This window comes from Staphylococcus sp. GDY8P45P, assembly GCF_017892745.1.
In the GTDB taxonomy this organism is placed as follows: Bacteria; Bacillota; Bacilli; order Staphylococcales; family Staphylococcaceae; genus Staphylococcus; species Staphylococcus cohnii.
This window is the reverse complement of sequence record NZ_JAESLS010000006.1, coordinates 220,974-238,769: the sequence shown is the minus strand read 5'-3', so window position 1 is coordinate 238,769 and position 17,796 is coordinate 220,974. Positions and strand designations below refer to the sequence as shown.

Sequence of the window (17,796 nt, the reverse complement as noted above, 5' to 3'; positions counted from 1 at the left end):
CAATGTTGTTAATTTTCCCTCAAATTATAATTATATTATAACACTAAAATATAAATATTTTTGAAAGGAAGAATGAATATGACATCTACACAAATTGGCGTTCAAATGATGATGCTCAAACAAAAAGTACAAGAAGAAGGATTGTATAACGTGCTGAAGAAAGTCAGTGATTTAGGTTATAATGCGGTCGAGATTTCTCAAATCGACATGAATTCACAAAACATTGAAGAAATGCAACAAGCTATTAATGATTTCGGTATGAATATTGCAGCAATGTCCTGTGGTGTAGAGGATATATCTGCTAAACAAAAATATCCTGGAGATACTTTACAAAATGATTTCGATAAAATTGTAGCAGACTGTAAAGCTGTAAACTGTTCTATATTGAGAATAGGGATGTTACCAATTAACTATATGGGGTCTAAAGAAAGCACCTTACAATTTGCTGAAATCTGTGAAACTTATGCCAAAAGACTTAAAGATGAAGGAATTGATTTATACTATCATGCGCATAATTTAGAATTTGTTCAATACAATGGACAGTTTATGCTTGATTTAATGAGAGACAATACTCATTATTTAGGTTTCGAGTTAGATGTACATTGGATTTGGAGAGCAGGACTGAATCCCATAGATGTCATACCAAAATATGCGAATCGTATTCGTGCTATACATCTTAAAGATTATCGTGTAGGCGAAATAGATATGTCGCAATATCCTGGTGAAGGTCATGAAAAAATATATTATATGTTGCATATGATTACTCAATTTGCTGAATTAGGTAAAGGTACTTTACCGCTTAAAGATATTATTGAAATTGGACGTGAGAGCGGCAGTGAATATTTCTTTGTTGAACAAGACGAATTATACGGCGAAGATCCATTTGATTGTTTAACAATTAGCCGTAACCATTTATATGATCTAGGTTATAAATCTTGGTTTTAACATATGCTTTTAAAAAAGAAATATGTGCTTATTTATCATCGAATAAGTAAGCGCTACCAAAAATGATGAGGATGTTGATACGATGTTTAAAAATATTGAGATCTCTGGATTTTCTGATGAAATCGCTTCAGATTTTCAGACACAGTTAAAAACGGTAAATGAGCTAGGCATGAGATATATTTCCTTACGTGGTATTAATGATAAAAATATTGGTGATTACTCAGTAGAAATGATTAAGAAAGATGTAGTTCCTCGCTTAAAGCAATGGGACATTGGTGTCTCTTCTATAGGTTCACCAATCGGTAAAATTTATATAAACGATGAAAATGCATTTAAAAAACAATTAACAATGCTCAAAGCATTATGTGAAATAAGTCAATTGCTCAATTGTCAGTATATTAGAATATTTAGTTTTTACATTCCTAAAGAGGACAATTTTGATGCTTATAAAGATATTGTGATTTCAAAATTAAAAGAATTTGCAAAAATCGCTGAGCAATACAATATTATACTGTTACATGAAAATGAAAAAGATATTTTCGGTGATATTGCTCGTCGATGTAAACTTATTCTTGATGAAGTAAACTCTCCAAATTTCAAGGCGATATTTGACTTTGCGAACTTTGTCCAATGTGGGGAAAATACACAAGACTGTTATGACTTACTTTCAGATGACATAGCGTATATCCACATTAAAGATGCAGTATATAAAGATAATTTTAATGTGCTTTGTGGTACAGGTGATGGTCAGATTGAAAGTATCTTAGTACAATTTTTTGAATCAGGTTATCAAGGTTTCTTAACACTTGAACCTCACCTTGTGGTTTTTGATGCTATTAAAGACTTAGAATTAGAACATTCAACTGAAACAATTCAAAATTCTGCTGCAAAAGATGGCGCAGAAGGATACAAAATGCAATATGAAGCACTTTTAAAAATATTATCTAATATAAATAAAAAGGAGAATACACAATGAAAAAAATCCGTTTAGGCATTATTGGTTTGGGCGCTCAAGGTAGTACGTATGCTGAATTTATTAAAGCTGGTAAAATACCACAAATTGAAATTGGTGCGATTTGTGACATCAATGCTGAAAAGAAAAGTGAAGTAGAAAAACAGTATCCTAATGTACCATTTTATAATGATTATATCGCTATGCTAGAAAGTGGAGATGTTGATGCAATTGTTACAACCGTTCCTCATTATCTGCATACTGATATAGGTAAAGAAGCATTAAAACGAGATATTCACGCTTTACTTGAAAAGCCGGCTGATATTTATGCTGAAAAAGTGAGAGAAATAAGTGAATTAGCAGCATCTAAACCACACTTAACATTTGCTATATTCTTTAATCAACGCACAAATCCACTTTACCAAAAAGTAAAATCATTCATTGACGCCGGTGAAATAGGAAATGTTCGTCGCACGAATTGGATTATTACTACTTGGTGGCGTCCTCAAGCTTACTATAATCAAAGTTCATGGAGAGCAACTTGGTCAGAAGAAGGTGGAGGCGTTTTAGTAAACCAAGCACCACACCAAATTGATTTATTACAGTGGCTATGTGGTATGCCAAAATCTGTATTTGCAAATATTAAATATGGTTATCAGCGTGATTTAGCAGTTGATGATGATGTTACAACCATACTAGATTATGGAAATGGTGCGACAGGTGTGTTCATTACATGTACCCATGACATCATTGGCACCGACCGTTTAGAAATCACAGGTGATAAAGGGAAAATATTAGTTGAAGATAGTAAAACAATAACTTTGACACGTTTGAAAGAATCCGAGACACAAATGAATCGAAATATGACTTGGAAAGAAGCAGCTGAAATTTTTAAAGGCAATGGTTTAGAAAATATTTATGAGCAAGAAACACTTGAATTTGAAAGTGTATGGGGTGAACAGCATATGAATGTATTAGAAAATTTCGCTGCTAATATCATTGATGGTACGCCTCTAATTGCACCTGGAAAAGATGGTATAAACGGCGTGAATCTAGTAAACGCTATTTATTTATCTAGTTGGACAGGTAAAGAAGTAACAGTTCCAGTAAATCCCTCAGAATTTAAGGATGCATTAAATAAACAAATTCAAAACGAAGCACATTAAAAAAGTTTAAAATCGGAGCTGGTAATATGTTGAAAATTGGAATTATAGGGCTAGGTGATATTTCAGCAATACATCTAAACGTGATAGAGACAAATTCCAATGTAGAATTAGTTGCTGCATGTGATATAGATAAAGCTTTGCAAGCTAAAGTACCCAACGCTCTTTTTTTTACAGATTTTGAAGTTATGTTAGAGGAAGTGGCGCTAGATTGTGTACATATTTGCTTGCCGCATCATTTGCATGTATCTGCGACGACTGCCTGTGTAGAAAAAGGTATACATGTATTGCAAGAAAAACCTTTATCAATCAACGCTAAAGAAGGATTAAAATTAATACAATTAGAACAAAAAAATCCAAACACTAAAATATGTGTTTGTTTTCAAAATAGATTCAATGATACATTTCAAACTTTACAACAAATAGTAAAAAGCAACAAATTTGGTGACATCATTGGTATAAAAGGAATCGTTACTTGGTTCAGACCCGAATCATATTATACTGATAAACCATGGCGCGGTAAATTAGATACCGCTGGAGGAGGCGTATTAATTAACCAAGCCATTCACACGTTGGATTTAATGCAATTACTTTGCGGTCCCGTTGATACAATTAAAGGCAATGTATCACAGTTGTTAGATTATCGTATCGAGGTCGAAGATACTGCTTCTGCTCATATAAAATTTGAAAATGGAGCAAATGGTATGTTTTTTGCAACTAATGCTAATTTTGGCAATTCAAGTATTGAGCTTCAAGTCATTTTTAAAAATGAAAAATTTACAATTAAAGATAATATACTTACACGTGTCAATAAAGAAGGTTACAAAATCCATATTATTGAGGATAAAAAGCTACCAGGTACAAAATCGTATTATGGACCAAGCCATGGGACACTCATAAATCAATTCTACGAATCAATTTATGAAAATACCCAAAATTATGTACACGTCAATGACGCATTACCATCAATTGCAATCATTGATGCGATACAAAAATCTTCACAAGCAAATGAGACAATTCATTTTACTAGTGTTTAACATACAAATGAAATTTTGTTTTATTGTGGAACATGACCATTAGCGATTAAAAGCATACTTATTCAATTTAATTAATGAACCGGATAGAAATCTTTTTATATCGATTTCTATCCGGTTTTATTATCATTTGATTTATTGTAAATAGTAATTTTATAAACTATAATAAACATTACCAAAATAAGGAGTAATCACGATGCCTACAAATAAAATTATCTTAGATTTAGCGATTACATTGGATGGATATATAGAAGGACCGAATGGAGAAGTTGATTGGTGCATCATGGATGAAGAAATGAACTTCAATCATTTTTTAGATCAAATTGATACCATTATATATGGTAGGAAAAGTTATGATTTATGGGGCGAATTTATCCCAAATTTAAAGGACGATCAATTTGGGGATATAACGATGTGGGACCAAATTCATAGCAAGCATAAGTTCGTGTTTACTAACCAACATTATAACGATAAAGATCAAACAAAATTTATTAATAGTGACGATATCAGTGGGATGGTTTTTAAAATTAAAGAGCATAGCAATAAAGATATTTGGCTCTATGGTGGCTCAAATATTATCACAACTTTTATAAATCTTAACCTTATTGACGAGTATAGGCTTTCAATCCACCCAGTCATTTTAGGTTCTGGCAAACCACTTTTTGAACATATTCAAAATCGTGTAAACATAACTTTGTGTGACACACATGTTTACAAAAGTGGGGTAGTGCAAATGATTTATCAAAAATTAGAGTAAAAATAAAGGTATAGATATTAATCTCATGTTCAAAATAAAGGACGCATCCGTAGTTAATGGATGCGTCCTTTATTTAAAATTTACGATTTCAACCGTTATTGTCATTTATATTCTTGACTATTTTAAAACGTTTTATTTAAGCAATAAATACAAATAGTTCAATAATTGCTAGAATTAAAAACACTAGAAAAACAATGCCGTAAATATTATTTTTCTTTATACTTTCTTTGCTTGCTTTTTGCTGTTTTGCTTTATTATTTATATTGGAAAAGAAAGTAATACCTGAATAAACTGCAATAAGTACTGTGACACCAAATAAAATCCATGTACCAATCATATATACAACCTCCTCTAGTAACTTAAATAAATATTTGAACATATAAAATAATTATTCCTATTATATACCTATATTAATACATTTCTGCTAATCCTCCAATGTTTAAAAATTACAATTTTGTAAATACAAGCACAATCAGATACTTCATCATACAAATAACATGAAAAATAAGTTATAATGTATTGAAAAGATATGAATAGAGGGGTTAATATAATGAATGGTCTTAGAAGTGTTACTACAGGGACAAATGATTTAAGTAAAACCAAAGAGTTATTCTCAAACATACTTGGATTAAATGTGGCAGATAAAGGACAAGCTTTACGTTTTGGTGATGCTGAATTAAATTCAGGTACACGTATACATTTTGTAGAAGTACCAAACTATATTAACAAAAACAACCATATTGAAAATATCGGATTGAGGGTTCCAAGTGATGAAGGAATTGAAGAATATCAATCTATTTTAGAACAACATCAAATTTCTTTCAGTTCACCTACAGATTTAAATGGCCATAAATACTTCAATTTCCAAGATCAAAATGGTCAAACATTTAATATTTATTCCAATGAACATAATTCTGGCACACCATTAGGTATACCAACATTCGAAAGTAATGTAAACCCATTACATCAGATTCAAGGGCTAGGACCTGTAATCTTAAAAGTTAATGATATTGTACTCACACAATCTATTTTAACTAGAGTATTTGGCCTAGAACATTTTGCAGAATATACTCCTAGTGATCATGCTGAATTTAAAATACAAGTTTTTCGTATAGGTGATGGTGGTTTAGGCGGTGAGCTACATATTCACGCATCAAACGAGGAAATTTTAATGCCTGAACATGGTATTTTAGAACAAATCGAATTTGGAATAGAATCTAAATCACAATTTCAAAAGACTATTGAAGAACTTGAATCCATAGGAATACCTTATCAAACGTTAGATCAAGAAGGCGAAAGATCTTTAAGAATCACTGAAAAAAGTGGTATTACATTCATTTTAACCTTAGAAACTTCATAATAAAAAAGAGAGGATTTTTAGAAATGTTACACGAAACTTGGAAAGATCATACACCCATTAAAAAAGTAGAAGTTACACATACAGATGCGCAAAAATTCACAGTCTCTGACATGTTAACTGTGGGACAACAATATGATGTAATAAATGAAACTGAAGAATATTATCAAATCATCGACAACTCTGGACTTGTTGGTGGCTACTTTAAAACCTACTTTAAAGAGATATAATTTACAGTATGACACATGTACTATTGAAAATGTGCATTTTAAATATTGCTTAAATTAATAAGACTAGGGCTATAATATCAAACATTATTCAAGCCCCGGTCTATTTTTAATGAAATGGATTTTTTATAACTTATTTTAAATTTAAAGGAGTAAGAAACAATGACGAACTCACAATATATTAATAAAGATGAAACAGTATTTGATGATGCAAAATCATTGATGGCATTGAATAAAAATATTTTATTAAAAGGACCAACGGGCTCAGGAAAAACAAAGCTAGCTGAGACTTTAAGTGAAACAATACAACGACCAATGCATCAAGTCAATTGTTCAGTAGATTTAGATGCTGAAAGTTTATTAGGTTTTAAAACTATACAGACAAATGAAAATGGTACTCAAGAGATTGTATTTATTGATGGACCAGTAATCAAAGCAATGAAAGAAGGCCATATTCTTTATATCGACGAAATCAACATGGCAAAACCAGAAACATTACCAATTTTAAACGGTGTATTAGATTACCGCAGAAAATTAACAAATCCATTCACTGGCGAAGTGATTAATGCTGCTCCAGGATTCAATGTAATCGCTGCAATAAATGAGGGATATATTGGTACATTACCGATGAACGAAGCACTAAAAAACCGTTTTATAGTCATTCAAGTCGATTATATTGATGGGGATATATTAAATGATGTAATTAAAGATCAAAGCCAATTAGCAGATGATACGACAATACAAAAAATCATTAATTTTAATGAAGATTTACGAACAATGACTAAACAAGGTCAAATATCTGAAGAAGCAGCGAGCATACGTGCTTTAATTGATTTAAGTGATTTGGCTACCGTGATGCCTATAGAACGTGCCATCAAACGTACGATTATTGATAAACTAGAAGACGAACGTGAACAACAAGCGATATTAAATGCGGTAGAATTAAATTTTTAGTGAGGGATATTTATGAGCGATCGTTTTATATTATTTAATGATGAACAGCTAGATGCAAAGCAAGTGATGATGCTACAAGATTTAGCTCGATTATTACTTAAAAATGAACAAACACAAGTTAAAATTCAAAAATTCCCATATTACGATCCAATCAATAATATGTTAATAACGAGTTCTTTTTGGTCACATAGAAAAAAAGATATTGAAACAACAGGGCTTAAAACAGATGTTATGCTCGCAGCTTATGGCTACCAATTAATGGATGAAACAGTAGTCAACGAAGTTATTCACAATGATACGTTTAAACATCCAAAATTTTTTCAACAACTGTTTAAATTACTAGAAGATAAAAGAGTATTGAATGAAATTGTTAAGCAACGACCATCTACTAAAGATGCAATTCACATGCGCAATGAAGTTAGATTAAGCTATACACGTACTCAAATTAATGTATATAAAACAAAAAAGACATTTACAGATTTGCTCTTTTTATATTTAGAATCTTCATTTTTAACTGAAAACTTTTACGACGTACCTCAAATTGGTCCACAAATTGATGATATTCTGTTAAATATGTATCAATATCTACCTAATTTTTTCTATAACGATTCTTCTGAGGATAATTTGTACTTAGCTGAACGAATCATGTTTCAAATTGATGATATCTTAAATGAAGATATGCTAAACGAATATTATCATTTACCTAAAAAAGTATATGAGGCAATTCATGAGCTTAATTTTGAAGATTTAAAACGAACAGATGCAAGTAATACTGATAATGCTTCAAATAATGATCATGATGAAGAGAGTGTCAGTGAAGATATAGAATCCAATCATCAAGATAGTGCTTCACAAGGTGGTGCATATTTAGAAATGGAACTTCATGAAGGTGAAAATAGTGATGTTGTTGGTGATAATGACACTGCCAGAGAAGGTGATAGTGGTGATGATATGACAGATATGCAAACAAAGAAAGGTAAAGGTTCCACAAACCAAGTTGAAAGTGATGAGGGCGGATCAATCGGCAATAATTCTATTTTTGCATTAAAAGGCATAAATGCAAACGTAGACGTTAAATGGAACGTACCTGAAATACGACCTGAATTTCAAAATGAATATCACGATGTTGAAAACGAAGTACAATTTGAAACAAAAGATTTGATACAAATTATCAAAAAAACAATAGATAGAGAATACCAAGATGAGCGTCGAAATCTAACCAAAGGACGATTACAAAAAAATTTATTAAATTGGTTTATTGATGATCAATATAAATTATTTTATAAAAAGCAAGATTTAAGCCAAACTTTTGATGCAACATTCACATTGTTAGTGGATGCTTCGGCAAGTATGCAGGATAAAATGTCTGAAACAATCAAAGGTGTCGTTTTATTTCATGAAACGTTAAAATCATTAAATGTAAAACACGAAATTTTAGCATTTAATGAAGATGCATTTGATGCTGACGATACAAAACAACCTAATATCATTGATGAGATTATAGCTTATGATCAATCAACTATAAAACGAGAAGGACCTAGAATAATGGCCCTAGAACCTCAAGATGATAATAGAGACGGTGTGGCAATTAGAATTGGAAGTGAACGTTTAATGCGCAGAGCGCATAATCAGCGTTTTCTAATCGTATTCTCTGATGGTGAGCCATCAGCTTATAATTATAGTCAAGATGGTATTCTTGATACTTATGAAGCAGTGGAAACAGCTCGTAAATTAGGAATTGAAGTTTTCAATGTATTTTTAAGTCAAGACCCAATTACAGAAGATGTTGAAGAAACAATTCATAATATTTATGGTAACTATGCAATTTTCGTAGAAGGTGTAGAAAATCTACCAAGCCATCTTGCACCATTACTTAAAAAATTATTATTAAAATCTTTTTAGTACGTAATTTATTTATAAAATCACACATAAATTGAAATATTCAGAAATTTATATAGACGCATTCTTATAAATCGTGATAGAATAGTAAATATTATTTTATAGGCAAGAAGGAGAACGATTTATGAATAAAAATACATGGATTATAGGGTTTACACTGTTCGCTATGTTTTTCGGAGCAGGGAATCTTATATTTCCACCAAATTTAGGTTTAGATAGCGGTCAATTCTTTTGGCCTTCCATATTAGCATTTGCTTTAACAGGTATAGGATTACCATTATTAGGGGTAGTCGTTGGTGCTTTAGATAAACAAGGTTATATTGGTTCTTTGAATAAAATTTCGCCAAAATTCTCTGTTGTATTCTTAATTATCATATATTTAACAATAGGACCACTTTTTGCAATACCACGTACTGCATCAACGTCATTTGAAATGACAATTACACCAATTGCCCATACTAATAGCAGTTTAGCATTGTTTATATTTACAATTATTTACTTTTTAGTAGTTTTATATTTATGTATCAATCCAAATAAAATGGTAGATCGCATCGGTTCATTGTTAACACCTTTATTATTGATTACTATTTTAGCGATGATTATCAAAGGGTTTGTTGATTATGGTAGCAATACACATAGTCAAGCAGCTGAAGCTTTCACTTCTAATTTTGCAGGATTTTCTCAAGGATTTACTAATGGTTATTTAACGATGGATGCTATTGCTGCCATTGCTTTTTCAATGATTGTAGTTAATGCGGTTAAAGCGACTGGTGTCACGCATGCTAATAAAATTTTCAGACAAACACTATTAGCTGGTATTATTGCTGCAGTTGCACTTATGTTCATTTATATTTCTTTAGGATTTATAGGTAACCACATGGCTGTACCGCAAGAGAAAGTTGCAAGTTTAATTTCTAATGATCAAAATATTGGTACATATTTACTAACAACAATGGCAAGCACTGGATTTGGTGCTTTTGGGAAGTACTTGCTAGGTATTATCGTAGCACTTGCTTGTTTAACAACTGCTTGTGGATTGATTGTATCTGTTTCAGAGTATTTTAATAGAATATTCCCGAGAATTTTATACAAAACTTACGTTATCATCTTCACATTAGTGAGTTTTATTTTAGCAAACCAAGGATTAAATTCAGTGATTACGATGTCAGTTCCAGTTTTAAGTATTGTATATCCAGTAGCTATCACTTCAGTACTACTAATATTAATTGCACGTTTTGTTCCAACAAAACCAATTGCACAGCAAATTCCTGTAGCGGTGGTTTCCATTGTTTCGATCCTTAGTGTGGTGCATACTCAAGGGTGGATTAAATTAGGCCTTATTGATAACTTACCATTGAAAGATTATTCATTAGAGTGGTTCCCAATTGCAGTTATTACTACAATTATTGGTTATATTGTAGCGCCATTGTTTAAAAAACAAGAAACTATCGTTTACGAAAAAGAATAATATAATCAAACAGCTAGGGTATCGTTATCCTTCATTAATAAATAAACGTCAATTTCTATCTTATTTTAATAGAAATTGACGTTTGCTGTATATTGGGATAGATTCATCATACGAAACTTGGCATATTACTGATGAGAAAAATGATTTCTTGATTATAATTTAAGACAATGGTATAACATACAAAACAAAATCTTCTATTCAAGAAAAAAGCCTGTGAATGAATCATGGAATGCATTCATTCACAGGCTTTTTTTATAAACTTATATTTTAAATTCTTTTTATTTTTCCTGTTTCATACCTAATAATTGATTCTTCATTTCTGTTTCTAATTGGTTTAATTCAGTTTCTGCTTGTCTACGTTTATTTCGACCTTGTTCTTGAATTTGGAGCGTTTGTTCAATCGTATCAATAATATCTTGTTGTGTTGTTTTTAAGGTCTCAATATCAACGACACCACGTTCATTTTCAGTAGCTGTAGCAACTGCATTTTGTTTTAATAGTTCTGAATTCTTGAGTAACAAATTATTCGTTGTATCTGTTACTGCTTTCTGTGCAGAAACTGCATTGCGTTGTCTCATTAACGTCAAAGCAATTGACATTTGATTTTTCCATAAAGGAATGCTCGTTAAAATGGAACTTTGAATCTTTTCTGCTAAGGCATGGTTTACATTTTGAATCATTCGAATTTGAGGTGCTGTTTGTATAGCAATTTGTCTGGATAGTTGTAAGTCATAAATACGTTTATCTAATCTATCTATAAACTGTTCCATATCTGATACAGCTTGAACATCCATTTGATTACCTGTAGATTCAGCTTGTGCGTTTAATTTAGGCACATCTTCCTGTTGGAGTACTTGTTGCTTTCTTTTAGCAGCTTCAATATACAGTGTTAATTCATCAAAATATGCTTTATTTAAATTATACAATTCATCTAGCATTCCTATATCTTTATTTAAATTATTTTTATGTTTGTCTAATTCAATAGAAATACGATCAATTTGAGAACCGACAGATTGCATTTTTGAAAAAATTTCATTTACTGATGCTTTTGTTCTTCTGAAAATACGTTTTAATTTCGATTGATTTTCTGGGTTTAACTCATCTGGGTTTACTGATTTAAGTTTGCTCATCAATCCATTTAAGGATTCCCCAACAGGGCCAACATCTGTAGTTTTTACCTCATTAAGAATACGGTGTGAGAATTGAGACATATCAGATTGTGCAGTAGTACCATAATTTAATAAGCTATCATTATCCATTGGTTTTATTTGTTTACTCAATTCATCAATTTTCTGTTGATCTTCTTGAGTAAATTGTTTTGTGCTGTTGATAATTTCCGATTCATTTGCTGATTGTTCATCAATATATTTATCCAATGGATGCGAATTTAAAAAGTCTTGTTCTCTTACCATTTAATTTCACTCCATTTCTTCATGTAATTTACTTATGTCTTTTTTGTTCAATTTTATTTAATTCCATTTCTATATCTAATTGACTATAGTCTTCTTCATTAATTCTCTTTAAGTCCGCTACTAAAGTTCGTTTAACTTCATCTAATGTGATACGAGTTTGTGCTAACTTTTGCTTTTCTTCTTCAGATTTTTTTGGAGATTTTGCTAATCTCGTATAAGATTCAATGAGATTCAATGCATTATCAATATGAGAGTAGAAAAAACTTTCTACTTTAAAAAACATTCTGGGTTGTTGTTTAACAGCAAAGTAAATAGCTCGAGATAATCTATATATTTCATTTACTTGTCTAAAATCTTTGATTGATCTCACATTAACAAAAGATTTTAAAATTCTTCTTATCTTGTCTTGAGCATTATTTAATTGACTATTTACAAAATGATAATCTCTTCGTGTTAAGCCAATTTCATTTAAATATTTTCTAGAAGTTAAACGCTGAGTAGGGAAGTAGAATGCTATAAACGCTACTGCAGAAATAAGAAAATCAAAAATAAAATTTAATTCTAATGCAAATATACTAGAAATCCACGCGATAACTGCTATTGGAAAAGCAATAATGGTCCCATAAATTCGCGAAATATTATATCTCAAACTTCATCTTCCTTTATAATGTACTAAAATTTTTCCATGATGGGTTCGTTTCTATTTCTTCAATTTCATAATCTTCAACTTGAGAAGCAGGTGAAGCACCCTCAATGATAGCGTTAATAAATGAAGTTAGTGATGTCTCATCACTTTGGGCATAAATCTCTACATAATCAGATATATTTTGAACAGTACCCACAACATTATATTTTCTTGCTATCTTCTCAGTATAATAGCGAAAACCAACACCTTGCACTATACCGAATACTTTAATATGTTTGCATTGCATATAATCACCTCTTATTATCATTATACGAAATTTTGTCATACAAAACTAATATTTTTGTCTGAACAACAATTGTCTATCCGTCAAAAGTATGAAACAGATAACTTGATTTTGTGTATGATACAGTTAAAATATTACACATAGCTATTTAGCAATATCATTTGAGTATCGATGAATAAATGTATTCTTTTAATACATTACATACATATAGCTAATATTTGCAAATAAATCAAAATGAACGTAATAAATCAAACTTAATATAATGTTGATAATGAACGAAAAATGTATTTGACGAAGTTAAAATATGAAGTTGAAAGTGAAAGGGTGTAATTTACATGTGGACAGTTGCAAAAATTCGAGCTGATTATGAAGGCTGGTGGTTATTTAGTGACTGGACTGATCATATCGTAGAACAATATCATTTTGAAAACTATGAGAAAATGCTAAATTACTATCAATCAATCATTGAAAATAGTAAAAGGCATTATGATAATTTCCTAGTTGGTAAATACAATATTCATGCATTTTATAATAATTGTGAATTAGGATTTTGTGAAGATTGTGATGAAGATTTACAGATTTTTTATAGTTATATTGTTTTAAATAATAATGAAGTTTATTATAAATTACCGATTGTTTAATAAATTGTTTTTTCATAATTGCATTGCATTTTCAGCTATTATGGCTTATAATATGAGTCAAGCAATTGTTTTATTCCATATTGCAAAGAATATTGTAAGACAGATTTACACTGTGAAATTGTATTTTTTGTAATATGCGAATAATGCATATTGAATGAATATTAGTCTTGGAGGTTTCACATTTATGAAACAAGGTACAGTAAAATGGTTTAACGCTGAAAAAGGATTTGGTTTTATCGAAGTAGAAGGAGAAAACGATGTATTCGTACACTTCTCAGCGATTAACCAAGAAGGTTACAAATCATTAGAAGAAGGTCAATCAGTTGAATTTGAAGTAGTTGAAGGCGACCGCGGTCCTCAAGCTGCGAACGTTGTAAAACTATAATATAGATTGCAATATTGACTATAAAAAGAACCTTGTTAAAGGTTCTTTTTTAATATACAAATTAATAAATTGTAACTTAAAAAGCTCTTTTTAAAGTGAATACTCGTAAATCGAGTACTTTAAAAAGAGCTTTTAAATATGTTTGGTTCTTTATAATACTAACAAGTTATTTTGTATCATTTATTATTAATTGTCGCAATGATTGTCGTTTTATAACTTCTCTCGCTTTACTATCTTTTAAAAAGAATACTGATGGTTTTTGCATTTGGTTATAATTAGAAGCCATGGAATAATGATAGGCACCAGTTGATAATACTGCTAGATAGTCACCACGCTTAACTGTACTAGGTAACTTAGCATCTTTAATTATAATATCTCCAGACTCACAAAGTTTACCAGCAATTGTTACAGTTTCATCTTTAGGCTCATTTCTATTAACTAACAATGCTTCATACTGTGCGTCATATAACGCAGTACGGATATGATCACTCATACCACCATCTACCGATACATATTTGTTAACATTGGGAATCTCTTTGATTGTGCCAACTTCATATAATGTTATACCAGCTTCTCCAACAATGGATCTCCCAGGCTCTATTCCAATTTCAGGAAGAGGGTAGTCGAATTCAGTTGAAAATTGTTTAATTGCATCAGTGATTTCAGTAATACCTGTTTCGATAGGGAAACTAACATCACCCTCAACATATTTAATACTGAAGCCACCACCCAAGTTAATCAGCTCAACATTTATAGCATTTTCTTTTAACCATTGAATTACTATTTTTGCAGTTTCAATCATTGCTTCTGTGCCTTCAATTTGTGATCCTACATGAAAGTGAACGCCTTTTAATTTTAAATGCTTAGTGTTTTTTACTTTTTCAACTGCTTGTATTGCCAACCCATGTTTAATTGACAGACCAAATTTACTATCTTCCTGACCAGTTTGAATAAATTCATGAGTATGTGCTTCTACACCAGGGTTTAAACGTAATACGACATTAACCGTTTCACTCGCATACTTATCGATGAGTTCTATTTCTTCTAAAGCATCAATAACGATGTAACCAACTTGACTTTCTAATGCATACTGTATCTCATGTTTTGTCTTGTTGTTACCATGAAAATGTATATGCTGTGGATCAAAACCTGCCTCCAATGCTGTATACAGTTCTCCTTCAGATACTACATCAAGTTCAAGACCTTCTTCTTGTACTAATTTCACCATTTGTAGACAGGTAAATGCTTTAGAAGCATATGAAATGTTATAGTTCAATCCACTTTTCTGAAAAGCAGAGTGAAATCGTTGCATTTGTGTTCTGATTTGATCTTCGTCATAAACAATCGTAGGGGTACCGAAACTTTGTGCTATTGTTTTAAGACTTGTACCTCCCATTGTTAACTCGCCACGATCATTATATTCTACTACCATAATTTATCTATACTCCTTTATTAGTGAGTCATGATTCATTGCACTTAATTGTTCAGAATTCGCGCCAACACCTTTAAATGTAAACTCATCAACACGAATATCATTATTATATAATATTACTTCGTCTTGTGCATGCACGTTATGATCAACTTCAACAAACATATGACTCATCATCAACGCACGAATAGGGTAACGCTTGCCATTGATAAGTGCCTCATGTTTTGCTCTTGACTTAAGAATACCATCTCCATAGCCAATATCAACTACTGCTAATTTTGTATGATCATGTTTAGCTTCAAATGCAAAACTATAGCCACAATAATCTCCTTCTTTTACTTCACGAATTTGGATGACATTACCTTTTACAGTCAATGATTGTTCAATCGCATTTACATCAATTGTTTGATAAGGTCTAGAGCCATAAAGCGCAATACCGACTCGCGCATGTGTATGGTTTTCAAGCACACCGTTTTCTCTATAATAGCTTGCACTGTTTTGTGCATGTATCATATCAAAGTGATAACCTTCGTCTATTAATGTGCTAACAATATCTAACCAAGCCTTACGCTCTACGTTATATTCAGATACATCAAATTCATCAGCATATCCAAAGTGGGTCCATAAACCAGCGATATGCATTTTATTTTTATTTGCATTTTTCATATGATGATGTATCACTTCTCTTATTTCATCAATATTTTTCAAACCTGAACGGTGAAGTAAATTTTCAAATTCTAAATGCACTTGAATACCTTGTAAATCTTCAATATGTTCATAATAGAAGTTTAATGAGGGGAGGGTCATTTGAATCTGATAATCTCGTACTTTATCAAATTCATACACCGCATTCATTAAAAAAATTGTTGCATTAGGGGCTAATTGTCTAATGCGAACTGCTTCTCTTAAGGAAGTCGTACTAAAGGTATTGATACCTGCTTTTAAAAATTGCTGTACAGCAAATTCCAATCCGTAATGATAAGCATTATTTTTAACTACTGCCATAATTTGATTATTTTGGATTACTTTAAGCGCATTATTATAAAATCGTTGAGCATCCACAGACCATATTGCTGTCATTGTGTTTCCACCTCACTGTAGGATTTTAAAATTGCTTCATAATAATCTACAATTTTAATTAACATATGTTCATTAAAATTTAAATGGGCAGTATGCAACCCTGTTACAAAACCATTTGACTCGTCTCGTACACCGACAAAAATAAAATAACTAGGTGCAAGTTGACTATAAAAGCTAAAATCTTCGCCAAATAAATACGGTGTGGGCTTGTCTACTATTGTTAAGTTGGCAATGTTTAGACCATTTTCAACATGTTTACGTAATTCAGGTGAATTATATGTTGGCGGATAGCCTTCTTCAAACTTCACTTCACAATCAACATCAAACAATAATTTTACACTTTCAGCAATTTTGTTCATTTGCTGTTTAACAGTTTCCAAATCATAGACATCATAAGTTCTAATTGTACCTTCTAAATAACCATTGCTAGGAACTGTATTTATGGCTTCTCCAGCTTCAAAATGACCCATATGTACAATATTTCTCTTTAACCCATTTAAATGGAATTGTTGTATCTGACCAACTTGACTTAAAACATGCTGTAGCGCTTCTCCAGCAGAATGTCCTTGCTCTTTGTCCGCAACATGACTTGATAGACCAGTTAAATAAAAACGATATTCTGTGGCACTTGCTGTAATTTCCTCGTCACGAATCACAACTCGACCTTCATCTTCAAAAGGCATTACGTGAATACCAAATATAGCTTCGATAGGGTATTTATCAAAAGCGCCTGCACGGATTAAACGATTTGCGCCACCTCCAGTTTCTTCAGCTGGCTGAAAAATAAATACAATATTTTGAGGTAGTGTACCTTGATCTGCCATAGATTTACATCGTTTAACAAATAGCATTAATGCAGTTGTATGTCCATCATGCCCACATGCGTGCATAACATTATCAGTTTTACTACGATACGGGATGTCATTCTCTTCATAAATAGGTAAGGCATCTATATCCGCGCGATAAGCAATCGTATGATTACCATTACCAGGAAGATAGGCAATCAAACCCGTTTCCAGTGGCCGATGATATTCGATATTAAGATCATCTAAAAATGCTGCAATATATTTAGTGGTTTCAAATTCATGGAGGCTTAATTCTGGATGTTGATGTAAGTGACGTCTATGGGTTGTAACAAATTCTAACTCATTCATTAAAATCAAA

General features: G+C 31.4%; 19 protein-coding genes. 12 read left to right on the top strand and 7 right to left on the bottom strand.

Annotated elements, in window-relative coordinates; all coding sequences use genetic code 11:
• Nucleotides 1-78 precede the first annotated feature (78 nt).
• The 5 genes from KA873_RS05825 (at nucleotide 79) to KA873_RS05805 (ending at nucleotide 4,851) form a co-directional block, all read left to right on the top strand.
• On the top strand, nucleotides 79-945 hold the full coding sequence (locus KA873_RS05825) for a sugar phosphate isomerase/epimerase family protein (protein ID WP_107505124.1): 867 nt from the start codon (nucleotides 79-81) through the stop codon (nucleotides 943-945).
• 82 nt (nucleotides 946-1,027) lie between these two features.
• Entirely contained in the window at nucleotides 1,028-1,921 is an 894-nt protein-coding gene (locus KA873_RS05820; RefSeq protein ID WP_107383918.1) for a sugar phosphate isomerase/epimerase family protein, read from the top strand.
• Complete coding sequence (locus tag KA873_RS05815; protein ID WP_107505123.1) at nucleotides 1,918-3,063, top strand: Gfo/Idh/MocA family protein; 1,146 nt, start codon at nucleotides 1,918-1,920, stop codon at nucleotides 3,061-3,063. The genes KA873_RS05820 and KA873_RS05815 overlap by 4 nt, the downstream gene beginning before the upstream one ends.
• Before the next feature lie 26 nt (nucleotides 3,064-3,089).
• Nucleotides 3,090-4,097 (top strand): Gfo/Idh/MocA family protein, encoded by a 1,008-nt coding sequence (locus KA873_RS05810; RefSeq protein ID WP_107505122.1) that lies wholly within the window; start codon nucleotides 3,090-3,092, stop codon nucleotides 4,095-4,097.
• A 193-nt stretch (nucleotides 4,098-4,290) separates the two neighbouring features.
• On the top strand, nucleotides 4,291-4,851 hold the full coding sequence (locus KA873_RS05805) for a dihydrofolate reductase family protein (protein ID WP_119517754.1): 561 nt from the start codon (nucleotides 4,291-4,293) through the stop codon (nucleotides 4,849-4,851).
• A 136-nt stretch (nucleotides 4,852-4,987) separates the two neighbouring features.
• On the opposite strand, the gene KA873_RS05800 is transcribed toward KA873_RS05805, so the two are convergent.
• Nucleotides 4,988-5,188, bottom strand: coding sequence for a hypothetical protein (locus KA873_RS05800; protein ID WP_019468795.1), 201 nt, complete (start codon nucleotides 5,186-5,188; stop codon nucleotides 4,988-4,990).
• Nucleotides 5,189-5,401: 213 nt separating this feature from the next.
• Here KA873_RS05800 and KA873_RS05795 point away from each other — a divergent pair, with 213 nt between their 5' ends.
• The 5 genes from KA873_RS05795 (at nucleotide 5,402) to brnQ3 (ending at nucleotide 10,756) form a co-directional block, all read left to right on the top strand.
• Nucleotides 5,402-6,211: a VOC family protein gene (locus KA873_RS05795; protein ID WP_107383922.1), complete on the top strand. Its 810-nt coding sequence runs from the start codon at nucleotides 5,402-5,404 to the stop codon at nucleotides 6,209-6,211.
• Between the two features lie 23 nt (nucleotides 6,212-6,234).
• Nucleotides 6,235-6,438 carry a DUF6501 family protein gene (locus KA873_RS05790; RefSeq protein WP_107383923.1) on the top strand — a complete coding sequence of 68 codons (204 nt, stop codon included), beginning with the start codon at nucleotides 6,235-6,237 and terminating at the stop codon, nucleotides 6,436-6,438.
• A 159-nt stretch (nucleotides 6,439-6,597) separates the two neighbouring features.
• Nucleotides 6,598-7,389 (top strand): ATP-binding protein, encoded by a 792-nt coding sequence (locus KA873_RS05785; RefSeq protein WP_107383924.1) that lies wholly within the window; start codon nucleotides 6,598-6,600, stop codon nucleotides 7,387-7,389.
• Nucleotides 7,390-7,401: 12 nt separating this feature from the next.
• Nucleotides 7,402-9,291, top strand: coding sequence for a vWA domain-containing protein (locus KA873_RS05780; protein WP_107383925.1), 1,890 nt, complete (start codon nucleotides 7,402-7,404; stop codon nucleotides 9,289-9,291).
• 121 nt (nucleotides 9,292-9,412) lie between these two features.
• Entirely contained in the window at nucleotides 9,413-10,756 is a 1,344-nt protein-coding gene (gene brnQ3 / locus KA873_RS05775; protein WP_107505358.1) for a branched-chain amino acid-like transporter carrier protein BrnQ3, read from the top strand.
• 278 nt (nucleotides 10,757-11,034) lie between these two features.
• On the opposite strand, the gene KA873_RS05770 is transcribed toward brnQ3, so the two are convergent.
• The 3 genes from KA873_RS05770 to KA873_RS05760 are packed head-to-tail and all read right to left on the bottom strand — an operon-like array spanning nucleotide 11,035 to nucleotide 13,100.
• Nucleotides 11,035-12,168, bottom strand: coding sequence for a toxic anion resistance protein (locus KA873_RS05770; RefSeq protein ID WP_107385789.1), 1,134 nt, complete (start codon nucleotides 12,166-12,168; stop codon nucleotides 11,035-11,037).
• A 28-nt stretch (nucleotides 12,169-12,196) separates the two neighbouring features.
• Nucleotides 12,197-12,817: a 5-bromo-4-chloroindolyl phosphate hydrolysis family protein gene (locus KA873_RS05765; RefSeq protein WP_107383928.1), complete on the bottom strand. Its 621-nt coding sequence runs from the start codon at nucleotides 12,815-12,817 to the stop codon at nucleotides 12,197-12,199.
• A 13-nt stretch (nucleotides 12,818-12,830) separates the two neighbouring features.
• Nucleotides 12,831-13,100: an acylphosphatase gene (locus tag KA873_RS05760; protein ID WP_107383929.1), complete on the bottom strand. Its 270-nt coding sequence runs from the start codon at nucleotides 13,098-13,100 to the stop codon at nucleotides 12,831-12,833.
• A gap of 332 nt (nucleotides 13,101-13,432) precedes the next feature.
• On the opposite strand from KA873_RS05760, the gene msaA reads away from it, so the two are divergent.
• Nucleotides 13,433-13,738: a regulatory protein MsaA gene (gene msaA / locus KA873_RS05755; RefSeq protein WP_064208967.1), complete on the top strand. Its 306-nt coding sequence runs from the start codon at nucleotides 13,433-13,435 to the stop codon at nucleotides 13,736-13,738.
• Between the two features lie 184 nt (nucleotides 13,739-13,922).
• Nucleotides 13,923-14,123 carry a cold shock protein CspA gene (gene cspA, locus KA873_RS05750; protein WP_001831260.1) on the top strand — a complete coding sequence of 67 codons (201 nt, stop codon included), beginning with the start codon at nucleotides 13,923-13,925 and terminating at the stop codon, nucleotides 14,121-14,123.
• 166 nt (nucleotides 14,124-14,289) lie between these two features.
• Here the strand turns inward: cspA and lysA are convergent, their stop codons facing one another.
• Genes lysA through KA873_RS05735 form a run of 3 tightly spaced genes read right to left on the bottom strand, consistent with a single transcriptional unit; the run spans nucleotide 14,290 to nucleotide 17,786 of the window.
• Nucleotides 14,290-15,555 (bottom strand): diaminopimelate decarboxylase, encoded by a 1,266-nt coding sequence (gene lysA / locus KA873_RS05745; RefSeq protein WP_107383930.1) that lies wholly within the window; start codon nucleotides 15,553-15,555, stop codon nucleotides 14,290-14,292.
• A gap of 3 nt (nucleotides 15,556-15,558) precedes the next feature.
• A complete protein-coding gene (locus KA873_RS05740; RefSeq protein WP_107504825.1) occupies nucleotides 15,559-16,632 on the bottom strand; it encodes an alanine racemase in 1,074 nt (357 codons plus the stop codon).
• Nucleotides 16,629-17,786, bottom strand: coding sequence for an amidohydrolase (locus tag KA873_RS05735; protein ID WP_107383932.1), 1,158 nt, complete (start codon nucleotides 17,784-17,786; stop codon nucleotides 16,629-16,631). Before KA873_RS05735 ends, KA873_RS05740 begins: the two co-directional genes overlap by 4 nt.
• Between the last annotated feature and the right edge of the window lie 10 nt (nucleotides 17,787-17,796).